At 74.6% G+C, this 16,631-nt stretch carries 19 protein-coding genes; 5 read left to right on the forward strand and 14 right to left on the reverse strand.

Annotated elements, in window-relative coordinates:
• Nucleotides 1–187: 187 nt before the first annotated feature.
• Nucleotides 188–958: a transglycosylase family protein gene (locus ACFVXK_RS29775; protein WP_389617432.1), complete on the reverse strand. Its 771-nt coding sequence runs from the start codon at nt 956–958 to the stop codon at nt 188–190.
• Between the two features lie 293 nt (nt 959–1,251).
• Here ACFVXK_RS29775 and ACFVXK_RS29780 point away from each other — a divergent pair, with 293 nt between their 5' ends.
• Together ACFVXK_RS29780 and ACFVXK_RS29785 are read left to right on the forward strand one after the other, a co-directional pair.
• A complete protein-coding gene (locus tag ACFVXK_RS29780) occupies nt 1,252–2,064 on the forward strand; it encodes a hypothetical protein (RefSeq protein WP_389617435.1) in 813 nt (270 codons plus the stop codon).
• Nucleotides 2,065–2,284: 220 nt separating this feature from the next.
• Entirely contained in the window at nt 2,285–2,767 is a 483-nt protein-coding gene (locus tag ACFVXK_RS29785) for a hypothetical protein (protein ID WP_389617437.1), read from the forward strand.
• Nucleotides 2,768–2,789: 22 nt separating this feature from the next.
• Here the strand turns inward: ACFVXK_RS29785 and der are convergent, their stop codons facing one another.
• The 5 genes from der to ACFVXK_RS29810 form a co-directional block, all read right to left on the reverse strand.
• Nucleotides 2,790–4,253: a ribosome biogenesis GTPase Der gene (gene der, locus ACFVXK_RS29790; RefSeq protein WP_389617440.1), complete on the reverse strand. Its 1,464-nt coding sequence runs from the start codon at nt 4,251–4,253 to the stop codon at nt 2,790–2,792.
• Nucleotides 4,254–4,331: 78 nt separating this feature from the next.
• Nucleotides 4,332–5,015, reverse strand: a complete 684-nt coding sequence (locus ACFVXK_RS29795) for a lysophospholipid acyltransferase family protein (protein WP_389617443.1) — start codon at nt 5,013–5,015, stop codon at nt 4,332–4,334.
• Nucleotides 4,976–5,677 (reverse strand): (d)CMP kinase, encoded by a 702-nt coding sequence (gene cmk, locus ACFVXK_RS29800; protein WP_389617446.1) that lies wholly within the window; start codon nt 5,675–5,677, stop codon nt 4,976–4,978. The genes ACFVXK_RS29795 and cmk overlap by 40 nt, the downstream gene beginning before the upstream one ends.
• A 120-nt stretch (nt 5,678–5,797) precedes the next feature.
• On the reverse strand, nt 5,798–6,886 hold the full coding sequence (locus ACFVXK_RS29805) for a prephenate dehydrogenase (protein WP_389617449.1): 1,089 nt from the start codon (nt 6,884–6,886) through the stop codon (nt 5,798–5,800).
• A 131-nt stretch (nt 6,887–7,017) separates the two neighbouring features.
• Entirely contained in the window at nt 7,018–7,470 is a 453-nt protein-coding gene (locus tag ACFVXK_RS29810) for a YidB family protein (protein WP_389617452.1), read from the reverse strand.
• Nucleotides 7,471–7,607: 137 nt separating this feature from the next.
• On the opposite strand from ACFVXK_RS29810, the gene ACFVXK_RS29815 reads away from it, so the two are divergent.
• From ACFVXK_RS29815 to ACFVXK_RS29825, 3 genes are all read left to right on the forward strand, one after another.
• The gene (locus tag ACFVXK_RS29815) at nt 7,608–7,949 is read left to right on the forward strand and encodes a DUF952 domain-containing protein (RefSeq protein WP_389617455.1); all 342 of its coding nucleotides are present in this window, start codon (nt 7,608–7,610) and stop codon (nt 7,947–7,949) included.
• An 85-nt stretch (nt 7,950–8,034) separates the two neighbouring features.
• Nucleotides 8,035–8,472 carry a Rieske (2Fe-2S) protein gene (locus tag ACFVXK_RS29820; RefSeq protein WP_389617458.1) on the forward strand — a complete coding sequence of 146 codons (438 nt, stop codon included), beginning with the start codon at nt 8,035–8,037 and terminating at the stop codon, nt 8,470–8,472.
• Nucleotides 8,473–8,501: 29 nt separating this feature from the next.
• On the forward strand, nt 8,502–9,185 hold the full coding sequence (locus tag ACFVXK_RS29825) for a DNA polymerase beta superfamily protein (RefSeq protein WP_389617460.1): 684 nt from the start codon (nt 8,502–8,504) through the stop codon (nt 9,183–9,185).
• On the opposite strand, the gene ACFVXK_RS29830 is transcribed toward ACFVXK_RS29825, so the two are convergent.
• From ACFVXK_RS29830 to ACFVXK_RS29865, 8 genes are all read right to left on the reverse strand, one after another.
• Nucleotides 9,182–9,934 (reverse strand): DNA polymerase beta superfamily protein, encoded by a 753-nt coding sequence (locus ACFVXK_RS29830; protein WP_389617463.1) that lies wholly within the window; start codon nt 9,932–9,934, stop codon nt 9,182–9,184. The two genes, ACFVXK_RS29825 and ACFVXK_RS29830, sit on opposite strands and share 4 nt — an antisense overlap.
• Nucleotides 9,935–9,937: 3 nt before the next feature.
• On the reverse strand, nt 9,938–10,954 hold the full coding sequence (locus ACFVXK_RS29835) for an ADP-ribosylglycohydrolase family protein (protein WP_389617466.1): 1,017 nt from the start codon (nt 10,952–10,954) through the stop codon (nt 9,938–9,940).
• Nucleotides 10,951–11,727: an NUDIX domain-containing protein gene (locus ACFVXK_RS29840; protein ID WP_389617469.1), complete on the reverse strand. Its 777-nt coding sequence runs from the start codon at nt 11,725–11,727 to the stop codon at nt 10,951–10,953. The genes ACFVXK_RS29835 and ACFVXK_RS29840 overlap by 4 nt, the downstream gene beginning before the upstream one ends.
• Nucleotides 11,724–12,812: an AAA family ATPase gene (locus ACFVXK_RS29845; protein WP_389617472.1), complete on the reverse strand. Its 1,089-nt coding sequence runs from the start codon at nt 12,810–12,812 to the stop codon at nt 11,724–11,726. The genes ACFVXK_RS29840 and ACFVXK_RS29845 overlap by 4 nt, the downstream gene beginning before the upstream one ends.
• Nucleotides 12,809–13,423: a nicotinamide riboside transporter PnuC gene (gene pnuC / locus ACFVXK_RS29850; protein ID WP_389617475.1), complete on the reverse strand. Its 615-nt coding sequence runs from the start codon at nt 13,421–13,423 to the stop codon at nt 12,809–12,811. Before pnuC ends, ACFVXK_RS29845 begins: the two co-directional genes overlap by 4 nt.
• A gap of 136 nt (nt 13,424–13,559) precedes the next feature.
• The gene (locus ACFVXK_RS29855) at nt 13,560–14,855 is read right to left on the reverse strand and encodes a pseudouridine synthase (RefSeq protein WP_389617478.1); all 1,296 of its coding nucleotides are present in this window, start codon (nt 14,853–14,855) and stop codon (nt 13,560–13,562) included.
• Nucleotides 14,855–15,478 carry an SMC-Scp complex subunit ScpB gene (gene scpB, locus ACFVXK_RS29860; protein ID WP_389617480.1) on the reverse strand — a complete coding sequence of 208 codons (624 nt, stop codon included), beginning with the start codon at nt 15,476–15,478 and terminating at the stop codon, nt 14,855–14,857. Before scpB ends, ACFVXK_RS29855 begins: the two co-directional genes overlap by 1 nt.
• The gene (locus ACFVXK_RS29865) at nt 15,478–16,449 is read right to left on the reverse strand and encodes a segregation and condensation protein A (RefSeq protein WP_389617483.1); all 972 of its coding nucleotides are present in this window, start codon (nt 16,447–16,449) and stop codon (nt 15,478–15,480) included. Before ACFVXK_RS29865 ends, scpB begins: the two co-directional genes overlap by 1 nt.
• Nucleotides 16,450–16,631 lie beyond the last annotated feature (182 nt).

Below are 16,631 nucleotides of genomic sequence, written 5' to 3' on the forward strand. Positions count from 1 at the left end.
CCGGGGCGGAGCCCCGAATCTTTCAGCCGCGCCGGCGATTGAGGCGCGGGCGCGGAGCGCCGTGTAGTGGACCGCACCCGGGTGCGGAGCGCCACCACCCCTAGCCGCAGCGGCGCTTGAGGTGGGAACGGCGGAAGGGCGGGTGGGGGACCGCCCCGCGCAGCGGCAACGGTCCGCAGCAGACGGCTCAGCGCACCCGAACCGCCCCCGCAGGGGCGGCCGGGACCGGGGTCGCCGTGGTCACCGGCGCGGCGGGGGCCGAGGTCGCCGGGGCGGGCCCGACGGGGGCCGGGGTCGACGGGGCCGGGGTCGACGGGGCCGGGTCGACCGGGAGCGGGGGCGGGGGCGGGCCCGGGAGGGTGAGGAGGAGGCCGGGGTGGAGGGCGGCGGGGTCCGGGCCGATCACCGGGCGGTTCGCCTCGTACAGGGCCCGCCAGCCCCCCACCACGCGACGGCGGCGCGCGATGCCGTCCAACGTGTCCCCACCCCGCACCACATGCATCCGCCCCGCCAGCCCGTACCGCTTCGCGCACACCGGCCACGCGTCCCACCCCTGCGTCCCCAGCACCTCCTCCGCGACGCGGATCTGCTGCTCCCGCGTGGCCAGGTCCGCCCGCGCCGCGAACACCAGCCCCCCGTACTCCACCCACGTCGGATGCCAGAACTGCAGCCCCCCGTAGAAGCCGTTGCCCGTGTTCACCGCCCAGCGCCCGCTGCTCTCGCAGTCCGCGACGCAGTCCCACGGCCACTCCCCGCCCGGCCCGCAGTCCCCCGGCCCCCTCCCGATCACCCCCGGCGAACCGGGGTGCGCGGCCCCCGCCGGCCCGGGAGCCGGCGGGGGCGGCGCCGCGACCGCCCCGGCACCCCACGGGAGTACGAGCACCAGCGCGGCGCAGGCCGCGAGCGCGGCCCGCCGGGAACGGACCCGGAAGCGGACCCGGAGGCAGACGTCGGGCATCGCGCCACGCTACGCAGCCCCCCGCTCCCGTCCGCCCCGCCACGCGGCGCTCCCCCGCGCCCCACCCGGACGGCCGACCGCCGCCCCACCCCCCAAACGGCCAGCCACGGCCACCAACTGCGCACAAACAAGCAACAGTTGGCAGGAAAACGAAGCCATCCCCGCCCACTTCACTCGTTCGGGTGGCCGGTTCGATTCCGTTCCCTCAAACGGCGTGACCCCGGCCGAGCCTCGGCCGTTGTGCCCGGCGAGCCGGGAACCCCCCGGCCCCCGCACGAATGAGGAGCCCCCCCGTGCCGCGCATGCTCGACGTCAGTCTTGAGGTACGTGCCGAGATCGGTGACGAAGAAGCCGACAGGCTGCTCACCGGCGACGACGCCCCGGGCAGTTACGACTGCACCTCCTGCCGCACCCCCGGCGACCCCGAGACCGACCCGACGAGCACCGTGCTGTTCGTGGGCGAGGAGACGGCCGTCCTCGCCTTCGCCCACGCCGGCTGCATCCCCTCCCAGGTGGTCACGGTCTCCGAGGCCGAGCTCCAGGGCGCGGTCCGCAGCATCACCGGTGACAGCCCCGCCCCCGAGGCGACCCCCGCCGGCGAGGTCCCGCAGAGCGTCCCCGGCGGCCAGGCCGTCCTCGGCATCACCAGCGGCCTGATCCTGATCAACGGCGACCTGCACCCCGCGCTCGTCGTCGAGCCGACCGCGCCGATCGCCCGCCCCGGCACCACCGGCCCCGGCGACGACTTCCTGCCGCTCCTCATCGAGCAGGGCTTCATCCCCGTCACCGACACCAACCAGGTGCCCTCCGCCCTCGAGGGCTGGTCCGTCCTGCTGGCCGGCGGCCAGCTGCACGCCGTGCTCCAGCCCGGCGCGGGCGGCGGCCCCCAGGCCTCCTGGTGGCAGGCGCACCAGGCGCTGTCCGTCACCGACGGCTGGCGGGCCGCCGTCAACAAGACCCAGCGGGTCCTGGTGTACGCCGCCCCCGTCGGCTCCATCGGCCAGCAGCCGCGCGAGGACCTGCTCCGCGACGCCCTGGACAAGGCCGCGAGCAACGGCAAGCTCGTCGCGGCCTCCATGCCCCTCGCGGGTGCCGCGGGCGCCTGACCCCCGAGCCTTCCCTCCCCGCCGGAAACGGCCGCCCGTCCTCCCCACGAAGGAGGCCGGGCGGCATGCGCCGGGGGTGCGCGGTCCGTCCCGCGCACCCCCGGCGATCTGCGTTTTACGCCCCGTCACCCCGCATCCGCAGCGCCCCGGTTTCGTTGGCTGATACGTGCATGCATACGACCCCTCCCGCGCCCCGTCCCATCCGAGCAGCGTCCCCCCGATGCGCCCCGCACTGGACCGGGACCACGCTCCGGCCGCCTCGCACACCCCGATCTTCGACGCCCTGTACTCCGAGTACCTGAGGTCCTTCCGGGCTCTGCCGGGCGACCGGTCCGGCGAGGAGGACCTCGGCTTCACCGCGTTCTCGTACGGGTCCTCGTACAACTCCTCGTACGGCTCGTCCTCGTACGGCTCGTCCTCGTACGGCGGCTCCTACTCCGGGTCCTCCGCCGTCGCCTACGGCAGCGGCTCGTACGCCGCCGGGTGGAACGGTTCCGCATGGCAGCGCTCCGACCCCTGGCAGCCGGCGTACCCGCCCGCGCCGGTCGTCCCGCAGCCGCTCTACGCCCACGCCGGCGCCGCCGTCGCCGTACCGTCGTCCGGGGCCGCGCCGGGCTCCGGATACGGCGACGGGCGGCAGCACCACACCGGGATGCAGCACATCCCGGCGGCCCTGCCGCCCGCTCCGCGCCGGGGCTACTGACCCCGGCGCGCCACCGCGACCGCTACTTCTTCTTCTTGTACTGGGCGCCGCGCTTCTCGCGCACCCGCACCGAGATGTGCAGCGGGGTGCCCTCGAAGCCGAACTCCTCGCGCAGGCGGCGCTCGATGAAGCGCCGGTAGCCGTGCTCCAGGAAGCCGGAGGCGAAGAGGACGAACCGCGGCGGCTTGCTGCCCGCCTGGGTACCGAACAGGATGCGGGGCTGCTTGCCGCCGCGGATCGGGTGCGGGTGCGCGGCGACGATCTCGCCGAGGAAGGCGTTCAGCCGGCCCGTGGGGACGCGCGTCTCCCAGCCCGCGAGGGCGGCCTCGATCGCCGGGACCAGCTTCTCCATGTGGCGGCCGGTCTTCGCCGAGACGTTGACCCGGGGCGCCCAGGAGACCTGCTGCATCTCGGTCTCGATCTCGCGCTCGAGGTAGTAGCGGCGCTCCTCGTCCAGCTCGTCCCACTTGTTGTAGGCGATGACGATCGCGCGGCCGGCCTCGACGGCCATGGTGATGATGCGCTGGTCCTGGACGGAGATGTTCTCGGTGGTGTCGATCAGGATGACCGCCACCTCGGCCTTCTCGACGGCGGCGGCCGTACGCAGCGAGGCGTAGTAGTCGGCGCCCTGCTGGAGGTGGACCTTCTTGCGGATGCCCGCGGTGTCCACGAACTTCCAGGTGACCCCGCCGAGCTCGATCAGCTCGTCGACCGGGTCGCGGGTGGTGCCGGCCAGCTCGTTGACGACGACGCGGTCCTCGCGGGCCACCTTGTTCAGCAGCGAGGACTTGCCGACGTTCGGGCGGCCGATCAGGGCGATCCGGCGCGGGCCGCCGATCGGGGCCCCGCCGAAGGTCTGCTCGGGGGCCTCCGGCAGGACCTCCAGGACGGCGTCGAGCATGTCGCCCGTGCCGCGGCCGTGCAGCGAGGAGACCGGGTACGGCTGGCCCAGGCCCAGGGACCACAGGTAGGCCGCGTCGGCCTCGCCGCTCTGGCCGTCGACCTTGTTGGCGCACAGGACGACGGGCTTGCCGGCCCGGCGCAGCAGCTTGACGACGGCCTCGTCGCTGTCGGTGGCGCCGACCTTGGCGTCCACGACGAAGACGACCGCGTCGGCGGTCTCGATGGCGTACTCGGCCTGGGCGGCGACGGAGGCGTCGATGCCGAGGACGTCCTGCTCCCAGCCGCCGGTGTCGACCACCTTGAAGCGGCGGCCCGCCCACTCGGCCTCGTAGGTCACGCGGTCGCGGGTGACGCCCGGCTTGTCCTCGACGACCGCCTCGCGGCGGCCGATGATGCGGTTGACCAGGGTCGACTTGCCGACGTTCGGGCGGCCGACGACCGCGAGGACCGGGAGCGGGCCGTGACCGGCCTCCCCGATCGCGTCCTCGACCTCGTCGAGGTCGAAGCCTTCCTCCGCGGCGAGCTCCATGAACTCCGCGTACTCGGCGTCGCCAAGTGCTCCGTGGTCGTGCTGGTCGTTCATGAAGTCCGTTCCTCGTCGTTCGTGGTGGTCGGTGGTGTCGTCCGCGCGGCGGGCACCACTACTGGGTTCAAGTCTCGCTCAGCGCCCGGTGAGGCGCTTGGCGTCGGCCAGGTGGGCGGTCAGCCGGTCCTGGATGCGCACGGTGGCCGCGTCCAGCGCGGTCCGCGTCCGGCGGCCCGTGCCGTCCCCGGCCTCGAAGGCGGAGCCGAAGACGATGTCGACGCGGCTGCGCAGCGGCGGCAGGCCCTTGACGAGCCGGCCCTTGGCCTCGGTGCTGCCGAGGACGGCGACCGGCACGATGGGGGCGCCGCTGCGGACCGCGAAGTAGGTGAGGCCGGCGCGCAGGGACGCGAAGTCCCCGTCGCCGCGGGTGCCCTCGGGGAATATCCCGAGGGCGCCGCCGTTGCCGAGGACGTCCAGGGCGCGGGTGACGGCGGTCCGGTCGGTGCCGGAGCGGTCGACCTTCACCTGCCCGATCCCCTCCAGGAAGGGACCGAGGGGACCGACGAACGCCTCCTTCTTGATCAGGAAGTGCAGCGGCCGGGGGGCCGTGCCCATGACCAGGGGGCCGTCGATGTTGTGGGAGTGGTTCACGGCCAGGATCACGGGGCCGCTGGCGGGTACCTTCCAGGCACCCAGCACACGCGGCTTCCAGAGCCCGTACATGAGCCCGATTCCGATGCGTCTGCCGACCGCCGCACCCTTGAGGGAGGGCGTATCGCTCACTTGCCCCGCCGCTCTTCCACCAGGGTCACGACGCACTCGATCACCTGGTCGAGGGTGAGCTCGGTGGTGTCCACCTCGACGGCGTCGGCGGCCTTGGCCAGCGGGGAGGTCTTGCGGCCGGAGTCGGCGGCGTCCCGCTTGATCAGGGCTTCCCTGGTGGCGGCCAGGTCGGTGGCCTCCTTGCCGCGCAGCTCGCCGCTGCGGCGGGCGGCGCGGGCCTCGGCGGAGGCGGTCAGGAAGACCTTGAGGTCGGCGTCGGGCAGGACGGTGGTGCCGATGTCCCGGCCCTCGACCACGATCCCGTCGGCCTCCGCCGCCGCCTCGGCGGCGATGGAGCGCTGGAGCTCGGTGATCAGGGTGCGCACCTCGGGGACGGCGCTGACGGCGCTGACCTTGGAGGTGACCTCCTGGGTGCGGATGGGGCCGGAGGCGTCCTGGCCGTCCACGGTGATGGTGGGCGCGGAGGGGTCCGTGCCGGAGACGATGGCCGGCTTGCCGGCCGCGAGGGCGATCGCCTGCGGGTCGTCGGTGTCGATGCCGTTGGTGATCATCCACCAGGTGATGGCCCGGTACTGGGCACCGGTGTCCAGGTAGCGCAGCCCGAGCTTGGCGGCCACGGCCTTGGAGGTGCTGGACTTGCCCGTGCCGGAGGGACCGTCGATGGCGACGATCACGGCGGACGGAGCTGCGGATTCCACGGTGCGGGCACCTTCCTGGTTGCGCGTACGTGTCCGGGCGCGCCAATAGCGCCCCTCACCAGGTTACCGGGCCCCGGAACCCTCCGGTCCCGGCCCCGGTCGGCCCGTCCCGCGCCGGGACTACTGCTGGCGCAGCGCCCAGCCGCGCTCCCGCAGCTCGGCGGTCAGCGGGGCGACGGCCCGGGGCTCCACCATGAGCTGGACCAGACCGGCCTGCTGGCCGGTGGCGTGCTCGATCCGCACGTCCTCGATGTTGACCCCGGCCCGGCCGGCGTCGGCGAAGATCCGGGCCAGCTCGCCGGGCTTGTCGCTGATGAACACCCCGACCGTCTCGTAGGCCATGGGGGCCGCGCCGTGCTTGCCGGGGACGCGGACGCGGCCGGCGTTGCCGCGCTTGAGGACGTCCTCGATGCCGGCGGCCCCGCCCCGGCGCTTGGCCTCGTCGGCGGACTGGAGGCCGCGCAGGGCCTCCACCGTCTCCTCCAGGTCGGCGGCGATGCCGGCCAGGACGTCGGCGACGGGGCCGGGGTTGGCGGAGAGGATCTCCACCCACATGCGGGGGTCGGAGGCGGCGATCCGGGTCACGTCGCGGATGCCCTGCCCGCAGAGGCGCACCGCGGTCTCGTCCGCCTCCTCCAGGCGGGCGGCGACCATGCTGGAGACCAGCTGCGGGGTGTGCGAGACCAGGGCGACCGCCCGGTCGTGGGCGTCGGCGTCCATCACGACGGGGACGGCCCGGCACAGGGCGACGAGCTCCAGCGCGAGGTTCAGCACCTCGTGGTCGGTGTCCCGGGTGGGGGTCAGCACCCAGGGGCGGCCCTCGAACAGGTCGGCGGTCGCGGCCAGCGGGCCGGAGCGCTCCTTGCCGGCCATGGGGTGGGTGCCGATGTAGGCGGAGGTGTCGGCGCCCAGGGCGGCGAGCTCGCGGCGCGGGCCGCCCTTGACGCTGGCCACGTCCACGTAGGCCCGGGCCAGTCCGCGGCCGATGGCGTCGGCCAGGGCCGCGGCCACGTGGGCGGGCGGCACGGCGACGATCGCGAGGTCGACCTGGCCCTCGGGGGCGTCGTCGGTGCCGGCGCCCAGGGCGGCGGCGGTACGGGCCTGTGCGGGGTCGTGGTCGACGAGGTGGACGGAGATCCCGCGGGCGGTCAGGGCGAGCGCCGCCGAGGTGCCGATCAGTCCGGTTCCGATGACGACGGCGGTTCTCACGGGGCGCTCCAAGGGGGATCACGTAACGACGGGCCGGGCCTGACTCAGGGTAGCCACTCGGTACCGCGGAAGGACCCGGCGGTCCGCCCTGTGGACGGGGCCGGGCCCTGGTGGCCGTACCGCGCCGGGGGTCAGAGGTTCTGCTGCCGGATGATGTCCTCCAGCGACTCGGTCGGCACCCGGCCACCGGGGGTCAGCTTGTCGACGGCCTGCGGGAGGGCCTGCGCGAGCTGGTCGGCGGCCTCGTCGGGGCTGACGCCCGCCTGCTGGGCCGCCTGCCGGAGGGCGTCGTCCGGGAGCGCCTCCTTGATCTGGGCGCCGCTGACGGGCTGGTTGTCACCGGTGCCGATCCAGGACTGGGCCTGGTCGGCGAGGCCGGACTTGGTGAGCATGTCCAGCAGGCCGCCGAGGGGGTTGTCCGCGCCTCCGGCCGCCCGGCCGCCGCCCGTGCCGCCGCCGCCCATGAGGGCGCCCAGCAGCGCGCCGAGGATGTTGCCCCCGCCGCCGCCCGCCGCGCCGCCGCTGCCGCCCTGGCCACCGCCGAGGAGTCCGCCGAGCAGGGAGCCGAGGTCGTTACCCGCCATGGTCCTGTGCCTTTCGAGGGGGGACCGGGCGCGCGTCGGGGCGGGCCCGGTTTCGGGACACGGACAATGTCGCCCGGATCATCCCGTACCGCCACCTGGCGCACGGGGGTCGGCGTCCGTGCGGTAGAACCACCGGCATGATCTTCCACATCGTCCCGCTCGCCGGCTGGAGCGCCGCTCCCCAGCTCCCGTACGCCCCCGCCTCGCTCGCCTCCGAGGGGTTCGTCCACTGTTCGGCGGACCGGCCGACCGTCCTCGCGATCGCGGGGTCCCACTACCGGGAGGTGCCGGGCCCGCTGCTCGCCGTGGAGCTCGACGAGGCGGCCCTGACGGCGGAGGTCCGCCGGACCGGCCCCGAGGACCCCTACCCGCACGTCCACGGCCCGTTGAACCGGGAGGCCGTGGTGCGCGTGTGGGAGGTCGTACGCACGCCCGATGGCGGTGCGGCGGAGCTGACCCCCTGGCACCCGGGCGGGTGAACCGGAGTGGCGGGCTTCAATCGGAGCCCGGCACGCGCCAGGATGCTCCTCGCCAACCCCGCCACCGACGAACCACGGAGCTCCCATGACCGAGTCACAGACCGCCCGGCGCACGGTACTCGCGGCCGGGGCGGCCGCCCTGGCGGGCGGCACGCTCGCCGCCTGCGGCGGCGGCGAGAACAAGCCCGCCACCGAGCCGGCGGGCCCGGCGGCGTCGGCCCCGCCCCAGGCGGCGAAGCCCCTCGTGGACTCCTCGAAGGTGCCGGTCGGCGGCGGCACGGTCCTCAAGGAGGCGAAGCTGGTGGTGACCCAGCCGACGGCGGGGTCCTTCCGCTGCTTCTCGGCGGTCTGCACCCACTCGGGCTGCCTGGTGGACAAGGTCGCGGACGGCACCATCGACTGCCCCTGCCACGGCAGCAGGTTCCAGATCGCGGACGGTGCGGTGGCCAAGGGCCCGGCGGCGCGCCCGCTGGCGGAGCAGCAGATCAAGGTGGCCCCGAACGGCGAAATCTCGCTCGCCTAGCCCCGCTCCGCCCGCCTAACCTCCCCCGCATGGACGACCTCACCCTGGTCCGGGACCACACGATCTACGCCTGCGTGACGGGCTCCCGCGCCTTCGGGCTGGCCACGGAGGCGAGCGACACCGACCGGCGCGGTGTCTTCCTCGCCCCCACGCCGCTCTACTGGCGGTTCGACAAGCCCCCCACGCACGTGGAGGGGCCGCGGGAGGAGGAGTTCTCCTGGGAACTGGAGCGCTTCTGCGAGCTCGCGCTGCGCGCCAACCCGAACATCCTGGAGTGCCTGCACTCGCCCCTGGTGGACCGGATCACCCCGGTGGGAGAGGAACTCGTCTCCCTGCGCGACGCCTTCCTCTCCCGCCGGGCCCACGCCACCTTCACCCGCTACGCGGCCGGCCAGCACCGCAAACTCGTCGCGGACGTCCGCCTGCACGGCGCCCCCCGCTGGAAGCACGCCATGCACCTGCTGCGCCTGCTCCTGTCCTGCCGAGACCTGCTGCGCACGGGCCGCCTGGACGTCGACGCCACCCCGTACCGCGACCGCCTCCTGGCGGTGAAGCGGGGCGAGCTGACCTGGGAGGAGGTCGACACCTGGATGACCCGCCTGACCGGGGAATCCGACACCGCCCTCACCACCACCCCCCTCCCCGCCGCCCCGGACCTCCCCCGCGTCGCCGACTTCCTCCACCGCACCCGCCGGGCGTCGGCGCTGCCCTAACCCTCCCGGTGGCGCACGACGAACTCGTCGAGTTCCTCGTACGCGCTCACGTACTCCGGCAGCGAGGAACCCAGCCGCGCCGCGTCCAGAACCGCGTGCAGGGCCTCGAAGTCCCGCGCGACCCGCTCGACGCCCGGTCCTTCGTACCCGCCGTGCTCGGCCGCCACCTTGGCGGCGATCAGCTCGGCGAGGTACGGGGGCGCCTCCGGCACCTCTCCGATCAGGGTGGGCAGGTGCGCCTGCACCTCGGCGGCCCGCATCAGGTGGATGCCCGTCAGCAGCGCCCGGAAGGCGTACAGCAGCGGCTTGAGCTCGGCCGTCTTCTCGAAAAGCCGCCACTGGGTGTTCGCGAAGCCCCGGTAGTGGTGCACGTGGTGGCCGGTCAGCACGCCGGGCGCCAGCGCGACCAGCTCGGCGTGCGCCGGGGTCGTGTGCACCACCAGGGGGGACAGCAGCTGCTCCAGGACGTAGCCGTTGCGGCGCAGCATGAGGCGGACGAACTTGCGCAGGTCGTGCGTGACGAGGTCCAGCTCCACCCCGTCCTCGTCCCACATCCGGGTCCGGGTCTCCTCCGGCTCCCGCAGGCCGAGCAGGGCGCGCGGCGGCAGCAGGTGGGCGCCGCGCAGGTCGACGTCGGAGTCCCGGGAGGGGAACCCGTACAGATGGGCCCCCGAGACCGTGGCGAACAGCAGCGGGTCGGGCTGCTGCGCCACGACGGGGGTGAGGTCGATGCTCAGGGCGTCCAGCACGGCTCACGCGTCCCAGAGGGTGCCGAAGGACAGGAGTTCCTCGCGGTATTCGATGCCGCCCTCCCAGTCGCGGGGCCAGGCGTCCGCGCCGAGGTGGGCGCCCGCGAAGGCGCCGGCCAGGCAGGCGATCGAGTCCGAGTCGCCCGCCGTGCAGGCCGCGCGGCGCAGGGCCAGGAGGGGTTCGTCCGGGAAGAGCAGGAAGCAGTGCAGGGCCGTGGCCAGGGCCTCCTCGGCGATCCAGCCCTCGCCGGTGGCCAGGCAGGGGTCGGTCTCCGGGGAGGGGGTGCGCAGGGCCGCCGTGAGCCGGTCCAGGACGGCCAGGCACTCGTCCCAGCCGCGGGCGATGAAGGACTCCGGGGAGGCGTCGGAGGCGGTGCGCATCCAGAGGTCGCCGAGCCAGCGCTCGTGGTAGCGGGTGCGGTTCTCCAGGGCGTACGAGCGCAGCCGCCCGACCAGGCCCGTCACCTCGGTGCCCTGCGCCAGGAGGTGCACGGCGCGGGCGGTCAGGTCGGAGGCGGCGAGGGCGGTGGGGTGGCCGTGGGTGAGGGCCGACTGGAGCTGGGCGGCGCCCGCGCGCTCCTCGTCCGTCCAGCCGGGGACCAGGCCGACGGGCGCCACGCGCATGTTGGCGCCGCAGCCCTTGGAGCCGGTCTGGCTGGCGTCCCGCCAGTCCCGCGCCGGGTCGTTCAGCAGGCCGCAGGCGACCAGGCAGGTGCGGCCGGGGGCGCGGTTGTTCTCCGGGGAGTGGTACCAGTCGACGAACTCCTCGCGCACCGGCCGGGCCAGGCGCAGCGGGCCGACGCGGCCGCGCTCGGCGGCCGTCCGTATCCCGCGGGCCAGGGCCAGGGTCATCTGGGTGTCGTCGGTGACGATCGCCGGGCGGGGCAGCCGCATCTGCCGCCAGGGGCCGGTCTTGGCCAGGATGGCCGGGACGTCGTCGAACTCGGTCGGGAAGCCGAGGGCGTCGCCCAGGGCCAGGCCGATGAGGGCGCCGGTCGCGGCGCGCTTGGGGGCGGTCACGGGGTCGGTCCTTCCGTGGGTCGCAGCAGGGGCGGGTGGAGGCTGGTCGCCGGTCCGGCCCGGTAGAGGGCGGCCGGTTTGCCGCGGCCGCCGGTGAGCCGGGCGGCTCCGGGGACGGCTTCGACGAAGCCGGGGGTGGCGAGCACCTTGCGGCGGAAGTTGGGGCGGTCCAGGCCGGTGCCCCAGACGGTCTCGTAGACGGCCTGGAGTTCCCCGAGGGTGAACTCGGGCGGGCAGAAGGCGGTGGCGAGGCAGGTGTACTCCAGCTTCGCGCCCACCCGCAGGCGGGCGTCCGCGAGGATCCGGCCGTGGTCGAACGCGAGCCCGGAGGCCTGCGCCACCGGCACCCAGCGGGCCCGGTCGGCGTCCCCTCCGCCGTCCTCGGCCGGTTCGGGCAGGTCGGGGACGAGCGCGGTGAAGGCGACGGAGACCACCCGCATCCGGGGGTCGCGGTCCGGTTCGCTGTAGGTGCGCAGCTGCTCCAGGTGCAGGGCGCCGACCAGCTCGGGCGGCAGGCCCGTCTCCTCGGCGAGCTCGCGCAGCGCCGCCGTCTCCGCGGACTCCCGGGGCAGCACGAAGCCGCCGGGCAGGGCCCAGGCCCCGGCGTACGGCTCCTGCCCGCGCCGGATCAGCAGGACGTGCAGGGCGCCGCCGCGCACGGTGAGCACCGCCAGGTCGACGGTCACCGCGAACGGCTCGAAGGCGTACGGGTCGTAGGAGGCGGCGGCCTCCGGGCCGGGGCGGGCGGCATCGTCCGCCGCCGGGGGGTTCACCGGCGCTCCGGGAGGGGGGCGGTGAACTGCCAGCCCTCGGCCAGCAGGCCGTCGACGGCGGCGACGGCCTGCTCCAGCCGCGCGCGCCGGTCGCCGCCCACCACCAGGAAACGCCTGCCCGTGCGGGCGAGTTCCCGCCGGAAGCGCGCGGTCATCCAGGGTCTGAGCTCCGGTCCGTCGCGCAGCCCGTCGTCCTCGAAGGGGACCCCTTCGTGGTCCGTCAGCAGGTACAGGTCCCGCCGGGTCCGCGCGGCGATCGCCTCGACCTCGCGGTTGCGTCCGCCGACGTAGCGCTCGTGCCAGATGCCCGTGGCGAAGGAGTCGGTGTCGCAGAACAGCACCGGCGAGCCCAGCCGGGCGGCCCGGTCCTCGTTCCCGTCCTGCCTGCGGGCGATCACGGGGAACTCCGCAGACGCGAAGGTCATGTGCTCCCAGGAGGCCGCCGGGTCCACCGCGCGGGCCGCGGCCAGCTTCTCCTCGCTGTACTCGCGCCCGTACTCGGCGACCCAGCCGGTCTTCGCCCACACCCCGCCGCGCCGCCGGTAGTGCGCGGCGAGCTCCCGCGAGAGGGTCGTGGTGCCGGTGGACTCGGCGCCGAGCACGACGACCCGCCGGGTCAGCGCCGCCCGTACGGCCGGTCCCAGGAACTCCCAGCAGCCGGCCGGATCCGCCCGTACGGCCGTCCCGGAGACCGGGAACAGGCTGCGCGCCGGGTCCACGAGGACCTCCTCGGCGCCGAAGCGCCGGGCGAGCTCGGTCCCGTACTCCTCGGAGGTGAAGACGGCGTCCACTGGCCGGCCCACCGCCGCCCGGAAGATCGCCATGTGCGCCTCCCAGACCTCCGGGTCGTGCAGGTCCACGGGGACGTCGTCGACCGCGCCGACGACGTCCGCGCCGGGGTGCTCCTCGCGCATCCAGGCGACCCGGTCGGCGAGCGGGACGGATTCCACCGAGGCGGCGCACACCAGCACGGTCAGCCGCTCGCACTGGTCCTGGGCGGTGCGCACGAGGTGGTGGTGGCCTGCGTGCGGCGGGTAGAACTTGCCGAGCACCAGCCCGTGGCCGAACCGCCGGCCGCCGCTCATGCGGCCGCTCCCGCGGCCTCGGCCGTACGGGCGCCGCGTGCCGGGAGCGCCCGGCGCCAGCCGACGTACCCGGCCACGCACAGGGCGAGGAAGCCCACGTAGAGGACCGAGGTCAGGTACAGCCCCTTGTAGGCGTACAGCGGGACGTAGACGAGGTCGGCGGCGATCCACAGCCACCAGGACTCCAGGAGCTTGCGGCACTGCCCGTAGGTGGCCATGAGCGAGAGGGCGGTGGTGAGCGCGTCCCAGAAGGGGACGGTGGAGTCGCTGACCCGGCCGAGGAGCAGGGTCAGCGCGGCGGTCCCCACCGCCCCCGCCGCGAGCAGCCAGAGCCATGCGGCGCGCGATGTGCGGCGCACCGGCAGGGCCTCGGCGGTTCCTGGTCCACCCCCGTGGGTCCAGGACCACCAGCCGTACGCGGCGAGGGCGATGAAGACGATCTGCAACCCGGCGTCGGCGTAGAGGCCGGCCTGGGCGAACAGGACGATGAAGAACACGTTGTTGGCGATGCCGACCGGCCAGTTGGCGACGTGCTGCCGCGCCACCAGCCAGACGCACACGGCGCCCGTGGCGAAGCCGAGGACCTCGGTCCAGCTCATGTACCAGCCCATGGGGCCACCCGCTCCCTTTAATAGTCAGGTTGACTATAAACAGGGTGGGTGCGCTCCGGCAAGAGCCCGTCCGGGAACGCGGAAGCCCGCGGTGCCGGTGGCACCGCGGGCTTCCGTACGGGGGTGTCGGGGAGGGCTAGAGGCCGACCTCGCGCATGAGCATGCCGACCTCGGTGTTGGTCAGGCGGCGCAGCCAGCCGGACTTCTGGTCGCCGAGCTCGATCGGGCCGAAGGCGGTCCGGACGAGCTTGTCGACCGGGAAGCCGGCCTCGGACAGCATGCGGCGGACGATGTGCTTGCGGCCCTCGTGGAGGGTCACCTCGACCAGGTAGTTCTTGCCGACCTGGTCGACGACGCGGAAGTTGTCGGCACGGGCGTACCCGTCCTCCAGCTCGATGCCGTCCTTGAGCCGCTTGCCGATGTCGCGCGGCAGGGAGCCGGTGATCGCGGCGACGTAGGTCTTCTGCACGCCGTACTTGGGGTGCGTGAGGCGGTGGGCCAGCTCACCGTGGTTGGTGAGGAGGATGATGCCCTCGGTCTCGGTGTCGAGCCGGCCGACGTGGAAGAGGCGGGTCTCGCGGTTGGTGACGTAGTCGCCCAGGCACTGGCGGCCGTCCGGGTCCTCCATGGTGGAGACGACGCCGGCCGGCTTGTTCAGCGCGAAGAACAGGTACGACTGGGTGGCGACGGTCAGGCCGTCCACCTTGATCTCGTCCTTCGGCTGGACGCGCTTGCCCTGCTCGGTGACGATCTCACCGTTGACCTCGACGCGGGCCTGCTCGATGAGCTCCTCGCAGGCGCGGCGCGAGCCCATGCCGGCCCGGGCCAGCACCTTCTGCAGCCGCTCGCCCTCCAGCTCGGCGCCGGGGAAGGTCTTCGGGGTCTTGATCACCGGCTTGTCGGCGTACCGGTCGCGCACGCGCTCCTCGATCCGCGCGTCCAGCTCGCGGGGGCGGGACTGCCCGCTGCGGCTGCCCGGACCGCTGCGCGGGCCGCCCGCGCCGCCGATGCCGGGGGTACGGGAGGGGGTGCGGGGACCGCCCTTGGCACCGCCGCGCGCCGCCGCGCCACGGGCACCGCCGCCACCGGCCTTGGGGCCGCTGCGTCCGCTGCGCTCGCCCTCGGGGCCCACGTCGTAGCGGCGCTCCTCGGGGCGCGGGTTGCGGATGCGCGGGGCCGGCTGGTCGCGGTCGCGCGAGTCGGAGCCGCCCTGGTAGCCACCGCGGGAGCCGCCGCCCTGGTAGCCACCGCGGGAGCCGCCGGAGCTGCCGCCGCGGGCGCCACCGCCGCTGCCGCCGCGGGAGCCACCGGAGCCGCCCCCGCGGTAGCCACCGCCACCGCCGGAGGAGCCGCCGCGGGAGCCACCGCGCCCGCCGCCGCCACCGCCGCCGCTGTTCCTGTTGCCGCCGTTGCCGTTGCCGCTGCTTCGCATCAAATGTCCGTCGTCTTGTCGTCGTCTACGTCAGTGTCCGGTGCGTCCGGATCGAACGACGGCACACCTTCTTGCGTCTCGGCTTCGATCGCGTCCGCCTCGGGGAGGAAGGGCGCGAGCTCCGGGAGCTCGTCCAGGCCGCGCAGGCCCATCCGCTCCAGAAAGTAGTTCGTCGTCCTGTACAGGATCGCACCTGTTTCGGGTTCCGTGCCCGCCTCGGCCACCAGACCCCGCTGGAGCAGGGTCCGCATGACCCCGTCGCAGTTGACCCCGCGGACCGCCGAGACCCTCGATCGGCTGACCGGCTGGCGGTACGCGACGACCGCGAGGGTCTCCAGGGCCGCCTGGGTGAGGCGGGCCTGCTGGCCGTCCAGGACGAAGGCCTCGACGGCCTCCGCGTACTCGGGCCGGGTGTAGAACCGCCAGCCCCCGGCGACCGGGCGCAGCTCGAAGCCCCGGCGCTGCGCGGTGTACTCGTCGGCGAGGGCGGCGAGGGCGGCGGCGACCTCCCGGGGGGTGCGTCCGAGCACCTTGGCGAGGTGCTCGGCGGTCGCGGGCTCGTCCACCACCATGAGGACGGCCTCCAGGGCCCCCTTGAGCTCCCCGGGCTCCACGAGCTCCATCAGTCCCGTACCTCCACGACTCGGTCGAACTCGTCGGTCACCGTCGGCATGCCGTCGCCGTCCCCGCCGCACCAGCGGACGGTGAGGGTGAGCAGGGCCTCCTCCTGGTCGAGGACGACGGCCTTCTCCCGGTAGAGCTCCAGGAGCGCCAGGAAGCGGGCCACGACGGTGAGGGTGTCCGGGGCGTCCTCGGTGAGCTCCCGGAAGGTCGCCTCGCCGCGCGCCTTGAGCAGGCGCACGACGAGGCCCGCCTGCTCGCGGACGCTGACCAGCGGGGCGTGGATGTGGTCGACGTACACCTCGGGCTTCGCCCGGGGCTGCATGGCCCTGACCGCGAGGCGGGCGAGCCCGTCGGCACCGATGCCGAGGACCACCTCGGGCAGCAGGTCGGCGTGGTGCGGCTCCAGCCCGACGGTCCGGGGGAAGCGGCGGCCCTCGTCGGCGGCGCGGTGCTCGAAGATCTCGGCGATCCGCTTGTAGGCGCGGTACTGGAGCAGCCGGGCGAACAGCAGGTCGCGGGCCTCCAGGAGCGCGAGGTCGGCCTCGTCCTCCACCTCGGCGGCGGGCAGCAGCCGGGCGGCCTTGAGGTCGAGGAGGGTGGCGGCGACGACGAGGAACTCGGTGGTCTGGTCGAGGTCCCCGTCGGGGCCCATGGCGCGGATGTGCGCCATGAACTCGTCGGTGACCCGGGAGAGGGCGACCTCGGTGACGTCGAGCTTGTGCCGGGAGATCAGCTGGAGCAGGAGGTCGAAGGGGCCCTCGAAGTTGTCCAGCCGCAACGTGAACCGGCCGTCGCCTCCGGCGGGGGGCGCGTCGGGGGCCTGCCGGGGGTCACCGGGGGCCGCGGAGGCCGCGGGGGTGCCGTCGATGCCTCCTGGGGCTGCCGGGGCCGCAGCGGGCGCCTCAGCCGGTTCCTGCGGGGCGGCGGGGCCGCGCCCCAGGGGCCGGCGGGCGGGGTGGTTCGGGGGCATGCGGGTCCAGGGTGGTGCGGGGTCGAGCGGCCAGCCTAGGCCCTGGCCGGGCGTTTCCCGGCCCACCTCCGGGCGCCGGGCGGGTGCCGCTGCGCGGGGCGGTGTCCCCTACCCGCCCCTCTCCCGCTCACCGGGGCTCCGCCCCGGACCCCCGCGCCTCAATCGCCGGCGGGGCTATATGC

The organism is Streptomyces sp. NPDC058157 (assembly GCF_042884105.1).
In the GTDB taxonomy this organism is placed as follows: domain Bacteria; phylum Actinomycetota; class Actinomycetes; order Streptomycetales; family Streptomycetaceae; genus Streptomyces.

Excerpts from the sequence above, each read along its gene's own strand:
- ACFVXK_RS29775 (WP_389617432.1), bottom strand. The coding sequence starts at position 958 with ATGCCCGACGTCTGCCTCCGGGTCCGCTTCCGGGTCCGTTCCCGGCGG.
- ACFVXK_RS29785 (WP_389617437.1), top strand. The coding sequence starts at position 2,285 with ATGCGCCCCGCACTGGACCGGGACCACGCTCCGGCCGCCTCGCACACC.
- der (WP_389617440.1), bottom strand. The coding sequence starts at position 4,253 with ATGAACGACCAGCACGACCACGGAGCACTTGGCGACGCCGAGTACGCG.
- ACFVXK_RS29810 (WP_389617452.1), bottom strand. The coding sequence starts at position 7,470 with ATGGCGGGTAACGACCTCGGCTCCCTGCTCGGCGGACTCCTCGGCGGT.
- ACFVXK_RS29815 (WP_389617455.1), top strand. The coding sequence starts at position 7,608 with ATGATCTTCCACATCGTCCCGCTCGCCGGCTGGAGCGCCGCTCCCCAG.
- ACFVXK_RS29820 (WP_389617458.1), top strand. The coding sequence starts at position 8,035 with ATGACCGAGTCACAGACCGCCCGGCGCACGGTACTCGCGGCCGGGGCG.
- ACFVXK_RS29825 (WP_389617460.1), top strand. The coding sequence starts at position 8,502 with ATGGACGACCTCACCCTGGTCCGGGACCACACGATCTACGCCTGCGTG.
- ACFVXK_RS29845 (WP_389617472.1), bottom strand. The coding sequence starts at position 12,812 with ATGAGCGGCGGCCGGCGGTTCGGCCACGGGCTGGTGCTCGGCAAGTTC.
- pnuC (WP_389617475.1), bottom strand. The coding sequence starts at position 13,423 with ATGGGCTGGTACATGAGCTGGACCGAGGTCCTCGGCTTCGCCACGGGC.
- ACFVXK_RS29855 (WP_389617478.1), bottom strand. The coding sequence starts at position 14,855 with ATGCGAAGCAGCGGCAACGGCAACGGCGGCAACAGGAACAGCGGCGGC.
- scpB (WP_389617480.1), bottom strand. The coding sequence starts at position 15,478 with ATGGAGCTCGTGGAGCCCGGGGAGCTCAAGGGGGCCCTGGAGGCCGTC.
- ACFVXK_RS29865 (WP_389617483.1), bottom strand. The coding sequence starts at position 16,449 with ATGCCCCCGAACCACCCCGCCCGCCGGCCCCTGGGGCGCGGCCCCGCC.